This is a genomic window from Kordiimonas marina (assembly GCF_023006325.1).
Classification (GTDB): domain Bacteria; phylum Pseudomonadota; class Alphaproteobacteria; order Sphingomonadales; family Kordiimonadaceae; genus Kordiimonas; species Kordiimonas marina.
Genome location: NZ_JAINDF010000003.1, coordinates 102,835 through 117,622, shown reverse-complemented (window position 1 = coordinate 117,622; position 14,788 = coordinate 102,835). Strand labels below are relative to the sequence as shown.

Here is a 14,788-nt window from a genome sequence, read left to right as displayed (position 1 = left end):
CGCCCTATGCCTCACTGCGGTTCTTCAAGCCCGGTGCGGAAGGGTGGCATCCCCTGCCCGCCAGCCCCCAGGCTTTGACGTCCAGATTCCAGATAGCGCTCAATCTGCTTGATCGCCGCCAGATGAAGCCGGGCTGTGGACACGCGGGAGACTTCCTCCGCCTCCTTTTCCTCCTTGAAACGGGCGAGAACCGCGGGGCCCAACTCCTTCAGCGTATCTTCCCCAACGGCATCCCGGCTGGCGATTTCAATCAGATTGCCGTCTTTCACCGTCAAAACGCCGCCAGAAACCGCCGCATGGTGTTCATGGTCGGCCTTGTCCTTCCAGGTGAGGACCGAGACAGACAGAACGGTCACGAAATCCCCGTGGCCCGGAAGGATGCCGAAGGCACCGGTTTCATCCTCAGCGCGCAGGTGTCGGATATCGCCTTCATCGACGACGACAGCAACAGGTGTGGTGATCATAAGTTTCATGCCACGGCCTCCGTCTCAGGGGCGGTTTCCTGTTTTGGCGCTTTCAGGGCTTGTTCTTTCGCCCGCGCATCCGCAAGCGTGCCCACCATGTAAAGCGAGCTTTCGGCCCAGTCATCAGCCTCGCCGTCCAGGATGGCGCGGCAGCCTGCCAGCGTATCCTTAAGCGAGACGGACGCCCCTGCAAGGCCGGTAAACTGGGACGTTACCTCAAACGGCTGGGTCAGGAAGCGGATCAAGCGGCGGGCACGGCCGACGGCGGTCCGGTCCGCGAGGCTCAATTCCTCCATGCCGAGGAGCGAGATAATCTCCTGCAGTTCGCGGTAATGCTCAATCAGCCGCCGGGCTTCCTCGGCGATGCCATAGTGTTCCTCGCCCACCAGACGCGGGTCCAGCATGATGGAGGTGGAAGAAAGCGGGTCGATGGCCGGGTAAAAACCCTGGCTCGCCATCTCCCGGCTGAGGACGATGGAGGAATCCAGGTGGGTGAAGGTTTCGGCAACCGCTGGGTCGGTAAAATCATCCGCGGGCACATAGACCGCCTGGATTGACGTCACCGCCGCTTCGCGCACCGATGCGATACGCTCCTGCAATTCGGCGATTTCGGTTGATAGCGTCGGCTGGTAGCCCACACGTGACGGCAGGCGGCCGAGCAGGCCTGATACTTCGCTGCCCGCCTGAACGAAGCGGAAAACATTATCGATGAGCAAAAGCACATTCTGGTGCATGGCGTCGCGGAAATGCTCGGCCACCGTCAGGGCCGTCATGCCGACACGCCAGCGTGCGCCCGGTGGTTCGTTCATCTGTCCGAACACCAGGGCCGTACGGTCCAAAACACCGGACCGCTTGAGTTCCAGCCACAGTTCATGACCCTCACGGGAGCGTTCACCGATCCCCGCGAACACGGAAATGCCGGAATATTTGGCAACGGTGGCCCGGATCAGTTCCATGATCAGCACGGTTTTGCCAACTCCCGCCCCACCGAACATACCCGCCTTCCCGCCTTTGGCAAGCGGGGCCAGAAGGTCGATGATCTTGATACCTGTCAGGAATATTTCCTTGCCTGCCGTCTGCTCGCTGAGCTTCGGCGGCCTGCGGTGGATGGCTTCGCGGGGGACATCGTCGCCAAAGGCGCCTTCATGGTCGATCGGTTCGCCAACCACATTGATCAATCGGCCAAGCACAGCGTTGCCCGTAGGCACACGGATCGGGCCGCCTGTATCGAGAACAGGCGTTCCGGGGCGCAGGCCCGCGGTTTCCTGCATGGCCACGCCGCGCGCCACAGTCGGGCTCAGATGCTGCTGGATTTCGATGATAAGGCTATGGGGGCCGTCCCAATCCGCCTTGAGGGCGGTATTGATCGCCGGCAAGTCGCCTTCCTGGAAGGTGACGTCAACAACAGACCCGCTGACCGCACTGACATGGCCGGAAACAGGCTCAGCGGCGCTAGTGCTGGGCTGATCTGCTTTCTTTTTCGTCGCCTGGTCTTGGGCTCGGCTATCCATTGGCCGCTTGCTCCCTTGCCGTTTCCATCAGCGTATCATCACACGATGCCGTTTTCGAAGCCCCGATCCCTGTTTCTAGCGACGCCTATGATGACGCTTGTGGGAATGGTCCTGCCGGTGGCCTTGATCCTGCTTATGGCCCTGGCGCCTGCCTCCGCTATCGCCGCGGCTTTTCGCCTGATGCGTCTTGTAGGCCGCAAGCGCGTCATGCAGGTTATGCAACAGTTCATCACGCGCCTGGTCGTCCGTGACATGGTCAAGCTGGGACCGGATATCGAGCGTAAGTTCAGCCAGGTCATTGTGCCAGTCAGGCTTGCCAACCACTTCAGGCTTGATCCGCCGGATCGCCTTGGCTTCACGCGGGCCTTTCTCAAGCGCCAGAAGGTCGTAATCGTCATCCAGGTTGGGCACGATAACCTTGTCTTCCGGTAAGCCCAGCGCCAGCGCACCTTCACGCATGGCCGCGAGCGCATGTTCGTTGCCATGGGTCAGGAATAGCACACGGTTGACCGGCAACCGGCCCTTGATCCATTCAAGTAAGCCATCCCCATCCGCGTGGCCAGAATAGGTATCAATCGTTCTAATACGGGCTCTTACACGAATTTCTTCACCTTGAATTTTAACCATCTTCTTGCCCTGCTCCAGCATCCAGCCAAGGGTACCTTCAGCTTGATAGCCAACAAGCAGTACGGTCGACTGAGGTCGCCACAGATGGTTCTTGAGGTGATGGCGAATACGGCCGGCATCGCACATGCCGGATGCCGCCATGATGATCACGCCTTCGCTGAAGCGGGCGATTGCCTTGCTCTGGTCCACGGTTTCGGTGAAATGGAAGCTGGGATGGGAAAAAGGCGACCGTCCGGCGTTGATATCTTCCAGTTCGCCCGCATGTTCCGCGAATACGGACGTGACCTTGATGGCGAGCGGAGAGTCGATGAAGACCGGCACGCACGGGATTTCGCCATTTTTGAGCAGGACGGACAGATCGAGCAGCAGTTCCTGCGTGCGCTCGACCGCGAAGGACGGGATCACCAGCGCCCCGCCTGCGCTGAGCGCGTCATTGATTTCCTTGGCCAGTACTTCGCGCCGCACTTCCGGCGTCGGGTCCTGCCGCCTGCGGCCGCCATAGGTGGATTCACAGAACAGGTAATCCATGCTTGTGGGCGCCTCTGGGTCTGGATGGAAAAGCTTATCATCCGGCCCGATATCGCCGGAAAACAGCATTTTCACCGTTTCCGGCTTCTTGCCGCCCAGGTCCACCTCCAGTTCGATTGAGGCAGCGCCGAGGATATGGCCCGCATTCCAATAGCGCGCCCGCACGGTGCCCAGGTCATTCCATGTATCATATTCGACGATCCGAACGGCATTGAGGCAGTTGGAGACATCGTCATGATCGTAAATCGTCTCCACCTCAGGCCTGCCGCGCTGGCGGTTGCGGCGGTTGAGGCGGTCGACCTCCATCTCCTGAATGAAGGCGCTGTCCGGCAGCATGTAGGTCAGAAGGTCACGGGAACCGTCCGTCATATAGATCGGCCCCGTGTAGCCATGCTTGACCAGCTTCGGTAGCAGCCCGGCATGGTCGGTATGCGCGTGGGTCAAAAGAACGAAGTCAATTTTCGTCGGATCAAACGGAAACTCACCATAGTTCAGCTCCTTGATCGTCTTGGAGCCCTGGAACATGCCGCAATCGACCAGAAACTGGCAGCTATCGGTCCGAACCCAATAGCAGGACCCGGTTACCGTGCCTGCCGCGCCGCAGAATTTAACCATGAAAGACATCAGACTTCCTTTCTCAGCGCATCGGCCAGCAAGGGCGTAAGCGTGTAAGCATTGGTAAGATGGTGGATGCTGTCGCTGGACGCGACAGTCTGGATGCCCGATGCCTTGAGCCCTTCCAGGTCCTCAGGGCTGCAAAGGGCATGAACCGTGTAGGCGGCAACCGATGACGCCCCCGCGGCTTCGAGAAGCGCCGCACACCGCCGCATGGTCATACCGCTAGAGATGATGTCATCGACAATGATCGCCGTCCGCCCTTCTGCCTTGCCGGCTTCCGGTAAAGTGACGTCAACTTTCCGGTCGCCCGAGCGTTCCTTGGTGGCGACGATGAAATCGAGCCCAGCTTTTTCCGCGACAGAACGCACCCACTGCATGGATTCACCGTCAGGGCCGACCAGAAGCGCGCCAGAGAAGTCCGGCACCGCGCCAATGGCGTCAGCGATGAGGCCCGTGGCGGACAGGCTATCTGCCTCAATCCCAGGAAATACCTCACTCAGAGAAGATACCCTGTGCAAATGCGGGTCGACGGTAATGATCCGGTCGATATGGCGCGCGAGCATGGCCCCGATGATGCGTTGGCTGACTGCCTCGCCCTCATGAAAGGCCATATCCTGCCGCATATAGCAAAGATAGGGTGCTACCAGCACCACACGAGATGCACCGTTCGCCTTCAAGGCCTCAGCCGCCAGAACCAGCTCAACCAGCTTGGCATTCGGGTGGTCGAGCGTCGCGAACAACAACGCCGTGCCCTGCCCCGGTTTTACGCGGATGAGGCTCTCACCGTCCGGAAACCGGTGAACGTCGACAAAGGCATGAGCACAGCCAAGTGCATCCGCCAGCGCCTGTCCGGTTTTTTCATTGCCCGGCATGATGTGGAGTGTGGTGGCCGTCATGAATGGCCCCCAAGGGCATAGCCGCTATCTTCCTCCGCATAGGCCTTGGTGAATTTGAAGTCGGATTCAAAGCAGGCATGAATTCGGTACAGCGGTTCACCGGCTTCCACCGTGTCCCCGACCTTTTTGAACATGTCGATCCCGGCGCCTTTATCCATCGGCGCACCAGCCAAACGGGCGATACGGTTGATGCGGAAACAGTCGATGGCGATTACCGTCCCGGTTTTGGAGGCGAGCACATCATGGGTCAGCGCGCCCGCACAAGGCTGCGCGCTTTGCCGCCCCTGGGCATCGATGATCTTGTTCATGGACTTAAGCGCCTCGCCGGATTCGAGCAGCTGTTGCGCGCGTTCATATCCTGAGCCACCTTCAAGCGCAGGGTCTGCTTCCAGAATTGCGCCCGCGAGCTGCAGGGCTTTCTCCCTGAGGTCCGCAGGCGCATCTGGTTCATTATTCAGCACCGCCATGACGTCCCGCGCCTCAAGCACAGGGCCGATCCCGCGGCCGATTGGCTGGCTGCCGTCGGTCGTCACCACCTCGACATGGAGGCCGACTTCCCGGCCGACATATTCGAACAGCTTCCTGAGCCGCATTGCCTCCTCATGGCCATGCACCTTGGAGGACGGTCCGATGGGGATATCGATCAGCAAGTGGGTCGACCCCGCCGACATTTTCTTGGACATGATCGACGCGACCATCTGTTCCCGCGTGTCGATCGAGAGAGGCCGTTCGACCGAAATGAGCACGTCATCCGCAGGCGACAGGTTCACATGTCCACCCCAGACAAGGCAGCCGTTACAGGCGCCGACCACTTCCTGCATTTCATGCATGGTCAGGTCTACGCGCGCCAGCACTTCCATGGTGTCAGCCGTACCGGCCGGCGACGTGATCGCCCGGGAGGATGTTTTCGGGATGGTGAGGCCATGGGCCGCGACAATCGGTACCACGATCATTGAGGTCCTGTTGCCGGGCACACCGCCGATACAGTGCTTGTCGACGATGATGGGCGAGCGCCAGGTCAGCTTGTTGCCGACATCCGCCATGCTGCGGGTCAGCGCCAGCATTTCGCTCGTCGTTAGAAAACCGGCACAGGAAACGAGAAAGGCCGCGATCTCCATCTCTGAATAGCGGTGGGAAGCGATATCGGAGATGATTGCCTTGATCTGGTCGGCTTCAAGCGTGTGACCGTGAATTTTGCGGCGCAGATAATCCAGGCTTTTGGGCGGTTCGGCGGGGGCGATTGTGATTTCATCGCCTTCCGACACACCGAGCCGATTGAACGCCTGTTCCGAGAGGCCGAGTTCTTCGCCGCTGACGATACCGTCATCATCAACGATCATCAGCGAGGCCAGAAGTTGCCTGCCGTCATGGATGACCTCGATTTTCTTGAAGGCCTGATATTCCTCCGGCCGGTAGACCGAACAGTCCCGCGCGAGATAAGCGACATTCTCCCTATAGGTGTCAATCGCGACGCGCTTGAGTTTCAGCATATGCTCCCCTTCTGCCGTATCGGCTTATTATCAAACAGCTTATGATGTCTTCTCCCCCAGTCACCATGCGCTTGCCTTGACGGACGTCAAGCTTCCTTTTTCGCTTCGGAGCTGTCTGGCTCATCCCTCTCCGGGGATGGGTTGGCTTCCTTCGCCTCGGCCGTCAGCTCATCCTCGCTGGTCTGTGCCGTGACCTCAATTTCCTCTTTGGTTTCATTCCCGCCATTCTGGCTTTCACTGGCAACCTCATTGAGGACGTTGGCGGCCTTGGCAAAGCGGGAGACAAGCCGGTTGAGCGTGCTGAGGATTTCGAGGAAATCATTCACGGCCCCCGGCTCAACCTCATGCGCCATAACCCCGCTCAGAAGGTCCGACCGCAGGCTGTGATAGCCCAGATCCAGTTTCTTCGCGTTGTCTTCCGGGATCGCGGGCACCATGGGGGCGGCTTCCAGTCCTTGCCGCTCGATCGCCGGTGCGATCAGGTTCACATAGCGCGAACAGTTCCGCCGCACCTGTGGGTTCCCAAGCCGGCGGATCGCGCCGCGAACGCCCTTGGCCTGAAGCGCCAGGTGCGCCGCCTCCAGATAATATTGGCTGGTTTTCAGGACCGTCGTCAGCTGTGTCGAAACCTCGGGTGCCAGGTTCGTTTGCTGGACACGGCCGACAAAGTCATACACCTGCTCCACCAGCACATGAATGGCGTAGGATGTCGGCACCAGTTCCGGGTGGTCGGCCTCATTTTCATCCAGCGCCTGGGCAACCAGCGTAGTGATATAGCCATCGATCCGCGCCACTTCCTGCATGGCGGCCTGAACGGCAAGCGGCGGTGTGCCGATCAGCGTCTTGTCCAGATAGCGCGGCTTCAGCATGTCTTCCTCGCGGGTGCGGAACTGGGTTTCCAGAAAGGCCACAAGACGGCCCCGGAACGCCCAAATGAGAATGACGCCCATGACGTTGAAGCAGGTATGAAACAGCGCCAGCAGGGTCGCAGGGGCCGCGAGGGTTGCGATCTTGTCATCGAACGGCACCGTCGCGATCAGGATCAAAACCGCAACGACACCGGTGATCAGGTTGAAGATCACATGGGCCATGGCCACACGCCGCGCATTGGCCGTGGCGCCAATGGCTGCGAGGACAGCGGTCGAGGATGTGCCGATATTGGCGCCGACGACCATGGCAGCAGCACTCGGCAGCGTGATCGCCCCGCCCGCCGCTGCGGTCAGGACAAGGGCGACCGCCACGCTTGAGGACTGGGCAATCGCGGTTACCACAAAGCCGATCAGCACGCCCAGGAGAACGCCAAACACGCCGAACTGGCTGACAATCTTGAAATTGATGGAGGGGCTGATGAGTTCGAACCCGTCGCGCAGAAAGTCGAGCCCCAGGAAAAACAGGCCAAACCCGGCAAGCGCGATGCCGAAACCGCCGTATGACCGTTCGCCATAAAGCAGTTTGACCAGCATCCCGACACCGACCATCGGCAGGGCCAAAACCGCGATTTTGATCTCAAACCCAAGGAAGGACACCATCCAGCCTGTCGCCGTGGTGCCGATATTGGTGCCGAACACGACAGTCACAGCCTGTTGCAGCGTCATCAGCCCGGCGTTGACAAACCCGATGGTCGCGACCGTGACAGCGCTTGAAGACTGGGCGACAGCCGTCACCGAAATGCCGGAGAGCAGCCCGCGCCAGGCTGGAGTCGTGCTTTTCTTGAGGATCTGGGTCAGGCGGTCCCCCGCCGCAACCCTCAGGCCCGACGTCATCATCGAGAGCGCCAAAAGAAGCAGCCCCAGTCCGCCCGCAAGTTCGCCAAACTCGGTCAATTCCGCCATACAGTCTGCCCGTAAGTCTTTGTCATCATTGCGGCATAATACACCACATGCCCCTGTTTCACTTGAGAAATGTCAAGGCAACCTCATGAAGGCGCGCTAAGATACACCTTCAATCACGAATTTCTTTGGTCCCGATGAGATCAATGCAAGAGAGGCCGCACTGTGAGCGACAATCCGTATGACATATTGGGCGTCAAACCCGATGCCTCCGACAAGGAAATTAAATCCGCTTACCGCAAGCTCGCCAAGGACCTGCACCCGGACCTGAACCCCGGGGACAAAAAGGCCGAGGAGAAATTCAAGAATATTTCCGCGGCCTATAATCTCCTGGGGGATAAGGAGCGGCGGGCCCGGTTCGACCGGGGTGAGATCGATGCCACGGGTGCCGAGCGGCCAGACAATGCCTATTACAAGACCTACGCGGGCGAAGGACCACGCCAGCAATATTATTCAAGCGGCGGCTTTGCCGACTTCGGCGATGAAAGCGATATCTTTTCCGAGCTGTTCGGCCGGGCTGCCCGCGGCGGTCATGGCCGGCACCATCACACGCAGGCCTTCAGGGGCGCCGACGTCCAGTATGCCTTCGAGGTCAACTTCATGGACGCGGCCCTCGGTGCCAAACGCCGTGTAACCATGCCGGACGGCGCCTCCCTCGATATTACGGTGCCCGCAGGCGTCAGCGATGGCCAGACCCTGCGCCTCAAAGGCAAGGGGATCGCGGGGCACGGCGGCGGCCCGAACGGGGATGCCTACGTGAAGGTGACGGTAACACCCCACCCCTATTTCAAGCGGCGCGGGCGGGATATCCTTCTTGATGTGCCGATCACGCTTGATGAAGCCGTCCTCGGCGGCAAAGTGACGGTCCCGACCATTCACGGCAAGGTCGCCGTGCCTGTCCCTGCTGGCGCCTCCTCAGGCCAGACCCTGCGCCTCAAGGGCAAGGGCATCAAGCCCGCGAAGGGGGCGGCGGGCGACCAGTTGGTCAGCCTCAAGATCGTCATGCCTGCGAAACCGGATGAGGAACTCAAAACCTTTATGGAAGGCTGGAAGGACAAGCACAGCTACAGCGTCCGCCAGGCTTTTGACGGAGAATGACCATGATCATGACCGAACAAGACGTTATCGCCCGTGTCCGCGGTTTGACCCGATCTGAGCTTCACCTCTGTATCGAGCGTGGCTGGGTCAAACCTGCTCTAAGCCCGGAAGGCCAGTGTTTCAACGAGATAGACATCGCCCGGCTTGATTTCATCCGTCATCTGCAGGCCGATCTCGCCGCCAATGAGGAAGCTGTGCCGTTTGTCCTCTCGCTCATTGATCAGGTCCATGGCCTCCGCCATGCGCTCAAGACCATAACCGTCGCGGTCGAGGCGCAGGACGAGGATGTTCGCAACGCTGTACGCTCGGCACTTCTGGAAGCCTTCGATAACGAAAAGTAGCAGGTCTGCCACTTTGGCTTGACCATGATCAAAGAATTTTACCGGCGCCTCGCTAAAGTGGGATCATCATTTAACGCTCTGATGAGGTGATGATCATGGCACGCAAAGAAACACTCCCCAGTAAAAACGGCGGTCATAGCATGGCAACGTGGCAGCATCCGTTTGAAACGCTCCATGCCGACATGGACCGGTTGATCGACCGTTATTTCAACGCCGCACCGGCACAGTGGTTCTCGGACGATCGCGAATTCGCGAACTTCGCGAAGATGGATGTGTCCGAAAACGACAAAGCCTTCGATATCACTGTCGATGTGCCCGGCCTCGATGAGAAAGACATCGACGTCAGCCTGAGCGGCAACCTCCTGCTGATCAGCGGCAAGCGCGAAAGCAGCTCGGAGGAAAAGAAAGATAATTTCCACCGCATTGAGCGCTCTTTCGGCAGCTTCCAGCGCCGGGTCGAACTCCCCGCTGAGGTCGACACCGACAAGATCGAGGCGTCGGTGAAAAAAGGCGTTCTGGCCCTGCACTTGCCGAAATCGGCAAAGGCGAAATCCAAAGAACGCAAGATTGCAATAAACGCTTCTTAACCTCCCTGAGTACCCCACACTTGCCGGCGCTTATTCCTCCCCTCAAAGCGCCGGCATTTTCTTGGGAAATTGACTTGAGAACGATCGGATTGCAAAATTTTGCATATTTTTGCAATCCATCCTTGAAATAGCCCTCGCGGCGCGCCACAATCATGGAAAATCTTTAATTTTTTCAGTGATTAGCGATGGTGGGAGTGGGTAGCCAAATGAAATCGGCCAAGAAAGATACGACCGCACGTAAACCTGTGCGTCTTGAAGATGTTGCAGAGATCGCCGGTGTGTCGATTTCAACAGTCTCCCGCGCGCTCAGTGACAGCCCCCTGGTCTCGGATGCTACCAAGCAGCGCATTCTGGCAATTGTCGAAGAAAACAACATGGTGCTCCGCCGTAAGGAGGAGCCCGGCCCCCAGGCCAACTACCGTACGCTGGAGCTGATCATTCCGCTGCCTCAAGGCAAGGAAGCCCGGATTTCCGACGCTTTCTACCTGGACCTCATTGGCGGCATCGGCGATGCCATGAAGGAAAATGACTGCGACTTCCTGATCTCCCACCACAGCCCGCGGGATTTCAAGGACCTGGAAAAGGCCGTCCATGACCGCCGCGCTGAAGCCTTCATCATCATCGGCCAGAGCTTGCTGCATGAGCCATTGAACCAACTTGCCCGCACCGGCGCGCCGTTCGTGGTTTGGGGCGCTCAGCTTGAAAACCAGGCCTATTGCTCAATCGGGTCCGACAACAAGCGCGGCGGCTATATGGCTGCGAGCCACCTTTTGCGCCTTGGCCGCAAGAAGGTCGCCTTCATTGGCGATATCGAAGCCCCTGAGGTCACCTTGCGCTATGAAGGATATTGCGACGCCCTCAAGGAAGCTGGCGTGCCCCTGGATGAGAACCTCGTTCGCAACGCCGCTTTCTCGTTTGAATCCGCCATGGAGACCATTGAGGTATTGATGGAAACCGGCGTGAAATTCGATGGTGTTGTCGCCGCCGCCGACGTCATCGCCATGGGCGCTATCCGCGCGTTGATGCGCAACGGCCTGTCCGTGCCGGGCGATGTTTCGGTCATCGGCTATGACGATGTCCGCATCTCCGCCTACAGCACACCCGCGCTCACCACGATCCGCCAGGATGTCGCCCGTGCAGGCCGCAGGCTTGTCAGCAAGGCGCTCCGGCTCGCCGAGGGTGAAAAAGTCCGCTCAGAGCTGCTGCCGACCGAACTGATCGTGCGCGAAAGCTGCGGCGCTTAACCGATGAGGACTGATACGAAGAAGGCCGCCCATTGAGGCGGCCTTTTTGTTGGTTTAGAGCGCTGCGATATAGCCGCTGATCGGCGGCAATGCCTTGCCGGGTTCGGCTTCGTTGACACTGTAGAGCAGCATCCCATTGCCCTCAGCCCACTCGGCCGCTTCGGTGCCCAGGTTGAAGACGCACAACAGCTTGCGGCCCTCATGCTCCCGCACGAAAGCCAGAACCGGTTCAGCGGTATCAAGGAAGCTGATGCTGCCTTTGACGAGCGCCAACTCCTTGTGCCGGAAAGCCAGGAAGTCCCGAAGCGCATGAAGTGGCGACTTGGGGTCTTTCTCCTGGGCGTCGATCGCGAAATCATGATGGCGTTCATCAACCGGCAGCCAGGGTTCGGCTTCGGAGAACCCGGCGTGCGGCACACCCTTGAGCCACGGGATCGGTGTCCGTGTACCATCCCGCCCCAGCGTATCCGGCCAGTTGGCGATGGCTTCGGGGTCCACCAGGCGTTCGAACGGCACCCTGCCCTGCGGCAAGCCGACCTCTTCACCCTGGTACAGGCAAATGCTGCCCCGCAGCGAACACAGAAGCGTATTGAGGAAAATCGCGAAGCGTGGGTCCAGCTCCTCGGATTCAGACCGTGCCCAGCGCGTGACAGCCCGCGGCCGGTCATGGTTCGAGAAGGTGAAGGACGGCCAGCCGGTCCCCGCGGCCTGCGGCCACGCGGCAACAGCGTCCCGGATCACCGCCGCGGAAAGCGTATCAGCCTCAAGGAACTCAAAGCTGTAGGCGGTCTGCAGGCGCTTGCCACCCTCGGTATAAAGCTGCATTTCCTCAAGCGCACGCTCACCGCCGACTTCAGCGACGGCAAAGCTTTCAGGATACTCGTCCAGCAGCCCGCGGATACGTTCCAGGAACTTGGGAATATCCGGGTGCGACTGGTTATAAAGATGGTCCTGCAGGTCGAAAGGTTTGTGTCCCTTTGCCCCTGCAAGCGCCGGATTGTCCCGGAATTCCGGGTCATGCATATAGAAATTGACCGCATCAAGCCTGAAGCCATCGACACCACGATCCAACCAGAAGCGTGCCGTATCCAGAAGCGCCTTCTGAACCGCCGGGTTATGGACATTCAGGTCCGGCTGGCTTGAGAGGAAATTGTGCAGGTAATATTGACCACGGCGGGAATCGAAGGTCCAGGCCGGGCCCATGAAGACCGACTGCCAGTTCGACGGCGGCGTGCCGTCCGGCCGGGCATCAGCCCAGATATACCAGTCAGCCTTGTCGCTATCCCGGCCTTCGCGGCTGGCCTGGAACCAGGCGTGCTGATCCGAAGTATGGCTATAAACCTGATCGATGATGACCTTGAGGCCAAGCCGGTGTGCCGTCTCCAGAAGCTCATCAAAATCTTCGAGGGAGCCGAAAATCGGGTCGACACCGCAAAAATCGGCGACGTCATAGCCGAAATCCTTCATTGGCGAGGTGAAGAAAGGCGACAGCCAGATACCGTCAACACCGAGCGAGGCAACGTGCTTGAGCCGGGCGGTGATGCCCTTGAGGTCTCCGACACCGTCACCGTTGCTGTCCGCAAAGCTGCGCGGATAAATCTGGTAGATGACCGCACCGCGCCACCAGTCGTCGCCAGCGATAACCCGGGTTCGGTGTTTATTATCCTGTTGCTGCATCAGTTATTTTTCCCCATCCGGCACACAGCATAGCTAAGCGGCGCAAGGTGGAGGTCGGTTTCCCCCTTGTCGCTTGCCAGCGTGCAGCCATCCGTCATCGGCGTCAGCGCCGCGCCGGTTTTATATGTCATTGCTTCTTTGGCAGTGTTAACCACCACCAGGACCGTTTCACCGGAGGCCTTGTCGGTCCGGCTGAAGACGAAAAGCCCAGGTTTCGGGCTGCTCATCAGCACTTTCTGCTTGCCCTGGCGGAGCGCCGGGTTGGCGTGATAAAGCGCCGCCATCGCCTTCAGCGACCGGTAAAGCGGGTGATTTTCGTTGAAATTGTCTACCGCCGTGGTGGCGTCCGTGCCGATCAGCTTGTTGTCGTTATAGCTGGCGACCTTGCTGGGGAACATATCTTCCCGCGCGTCCTGATCGCCGCCATCGCCCACAAAGCCCTGCTCATCACCATAATAGATAACCGGCACACCGCGCGCGAAGAACATCAGCGCGTTGCCGAGAATGGTGCGTTTCATCATCTCGGCGTCGCTCATATGCGGGTGTGCTTCCCGCAGGAAATGACCAAACCGGCCCATGTCATGGTTGCCGAGGAAGGTCGGCAGCGTATCCGCGACACCGGGGCCATAAAGGCTGTCTTCCGAGAAGAGCTTGGCAAGGACATCCGTGCCCTTGTCGTGCGCCAGCACCTGCGTGACAGCCCCCTGGAAGCCGAAGTCCAGAACCGCCGGCAGCTTGGCCACCGTCGTAAAGTGGGACAGACGCTTCGGATCTCCGTCATAGACCTCCCCGAACATATAGAAATGCGGGATGCCTTCCTTGGCGGCATATTTGATGATGGCCGGGGAGAATTTCTGCCAGAAGCTATCATTCACATGACGTGCAGTATCAATGCGGTAGCCGTCTATCTTAAAGTTTTTGATCCAGCTTTCGTAAAGCTTGGTGAAGCCCTTCACGACCGCCGGATTTTCCGTGAACACATCATCGAGGCCACCGAAATCACCATAGAGCGAGTTCTCGCCCTGGAAGGTCGTGTTGCCGCGGTTGTGGTAATAGAGGACATTGTTCAGCCAGTCCGGCTTCTTGATATGTTCCTCACCCTTCGGTACATAGGGCGTGTAGGCATAATCCGGGTTGGTGAGCTTGGCGAAGTTCGCCTCTGTCTGGTGCGCAGGACCGTCGCCCGCAAAGCCCTTGTTGATGGCAGGACCGGTCTTGCCGCCCTTATGGGTGTAGGGATAGTCCGCAAGCGACCGGTATTTGCAGCCAGGCGCCGTCACACCACCAGGGTTACCCTCGCCCGTGCACTCCCGGTACTGGATCACATCCGCCGTGTGGTTGACGATGATATCGAAGATCACCTTCATGTTGCGCTTGTGCGCTTCCGTAACCAACGCCTTCAGGTCGTCATTGGTACCGAGGTGCGGGTCAACACTGGTGAAATCGGTAATCCAGTAGCCATGATAGCCCGCTGAAAGGTGCTTGGCATCGCCCTGCACGGCTTTGTTCTTGAAGATCGGCGTGAACCAGATGGCGGTCACGCCCATATCCTGCAGATAATCCAGCTTGCTGATCAGCCCCTTGATATCCCCGCCGTGGTAGAAGCCCTTGTTGGTCGGGTCGAAGCCATTCACCTTCGCGCCACCTGCGATACCGCCGGTATCATTGGATGGATCGCCATTCGCGAACCGGTCCGGCATGACGAAATAGATCACGTCATCGGTGGCTGGCCTGTCGGCGTAAGGCTTGAGGGAATGGACCGCGCCACCGTCGGCCGCCTGAAGGGAGGCGGTCGGGATGAGCGGCGCGCAGGTGAGCGCGGTCCCCAGGAAGAAGGCTTTGCGTGCTTTGGTCCAGAAGGTCATGGCGTCTCTCCCC

12 protein-coding genes are annotated in these 14,788 nt (G+C 59.2%); 4 read left to right on the top strand and 8 right to left on the bottom strand.

Translation table 11 applies throughout. From position 1 onward, the window contains the following. Positions 1-11: 11 nt before the first annotated feature. From K6118_RS06995 to K6118_RS06970, 6 genes are all read right to left on the bottom strand, one after another. Positions 12-473, bottom strand: a complete 462-nt coding sequence (locus K6118_RS06995) for a F0F1 ATP synthase subunit epsilon (protein ID WP_247119522.1) — start codon at positions 471-473, stop codon at positions 12-14. Next, complete coding sequence (gene atpD, locus K6118_RS06990; protein WP_247119521.1) at positions 470-1,975, bottom strand: F0F1 ATP synthase subunit beta; 1,506 nt, start codon at positions 1,973-1,975, stop codon at positions 470-472. The genes K6118_RS06995 and atpD overlap by 4 nt, the downstream gene beginning before the upstream one ends. A 75-nt stretch (positions 1,976-2,050) precedes the next feature. After that, positions 2,051-3,754, bottom strand: a complete 1,704-nt coding sequence (locus tag K6118_RS06985; RefSeq protein ID WP_247119520.1) for an MBL fold metallo-hydrolase — start codon at positions 3,752-3,754, stop codon at positions 2,051-2,053. Beyond that, positions 3,754-4,644: a ribose-phosphate diphosphokinase gene (locus tag K6118_RS06980; RefSeq protein WP_247119519.1), complete on the bottom strand. Its 891-nt coding sequence runs from the start codon at positions 4,642-4,644 to the stop codon at positions 3,754-3,756. Before K6118_RS06980 ends, K6118_RS06985 begins: the two co-directional genes overlap by 1 nt. After that, positions 4,641-6,134 carry a thymidine phosphorylase family protein gene (locus K6118_RS06975; RefSeq protein ID WP_247119518.1) on the bottom strand — a complete coding sequence of 498 codons (1,494 nt, stop codon included), beginning with the start codon at positions 6,132-6,134 and terminating at the stop codon, positions 4,641-4,643. The genes K6118_RS06980 and K6118_RS06975 overlap by 4 nt, the downstream gene beginning before the upstream one ends. Before the next feature lie 86 nt (positions 6,135-6,220). Beyond that, positions 6,221-7,966 carry a Na/Pi cotransporter family protein gene (locus K6118_RS06970; protein ID WP_247119517.1) on the bottom strand — a complete coding sequence of 582 codons (1,746 nt, stop codon included), beginning with the start codon at positions 7,964-7,966 and terminating at the stop codon, positions 6,221-6,223. 162 nt (positions 7,967-8,128) lie between these two features. Between K6118_RS06970 and K6118_RS06965 the strand changes: the two genes are divergently transcribed. The 4 genes from K6118_RS06965 (at position 8,129) to K6118_RS06950 (ending at position 11,233) form a co-directional block, all read left to right on the top strand. Continuing rightward, complete coding sequence (locus K6118_RS06965; RefSeq protein ID WP_247119516.1) at positions 8,129-9,061, top strand: DnaJ C-terminal domain-containing protein; 933 nt, start codon at positions 8,129-8,131, stop codon at positions 9,059-9,061. 8 nt (positions 9,062-9,069) lie between these two features. Continuing rightward, a complete protein-coding gene (locus K6118_RS06960) occupies positions 9,070-9,402 on the top strand; it encodes a chaperone modulator CbpM (protein WP_247119515.1) in 333 nt (110 codons plus the stop codon). A 95-nt stretch (positions 9,403-9,497) separates the two neighbouring features. Further along, entirely contained in the window at positions 9,498-9,989 is a 492-nt protein-coding gene (locus K6118_RS06955; RefSeq protein WP_247119514.1) for an Hsp20/alpha crystallin family protein, read from the top strand. A 206-nt stretch (positions 9,990-10,195) separates the two neighbouring features. Continuing rightward, positions 10,196-11,233, top strand: a complete 1,038-nt coding sequence (locus K6118_RS06950; RefSeq protein WP_247119513.1) for a LacI family DNA-binding transcriptional regulator — start codon at positions 10,196-10,198, stop codon at positions 11,231-11,233. Between the two features lie 54 nt (positions 11,234-11,287). Here the strand turns inward: K6118_RS06950 and K6118_RS06945 are convergent, their stop codons facing one another. Both K6118_RS06945 and K6118_RS06940 read right to left on the bottom strand, forming a co-directional pair. Continuing rightward, the gene (locus K6118_RS06945) at positions 11,288-12,910 is read right to left on the bottom strand and encodes an alpha-glucosidase family protein (RefSeq protein WP_247119512.1); all 1,623 of its coding nucleotides are present in this window, start codon (positions 12,908-12,910) and stop codon (positions 11,288-11,290) included. Beyond that, positions 12,910-14,775, bottom strand: coding sequence for an alpha-amylase family glycosyl hydrolase (locus K6118_RS06940; RefSeq protein ID WP_247119511.1), 1,866 nt, complete (start codon positions 14,773-14,775; stop codon positions 12,910-12,912). Before K6118_RS06940 ends, K6118_RS06945 begins: the two co-directional genes overlap by 1 nt. Positions 14,776-14,788 lie beyond the last annotated feature (13 nt).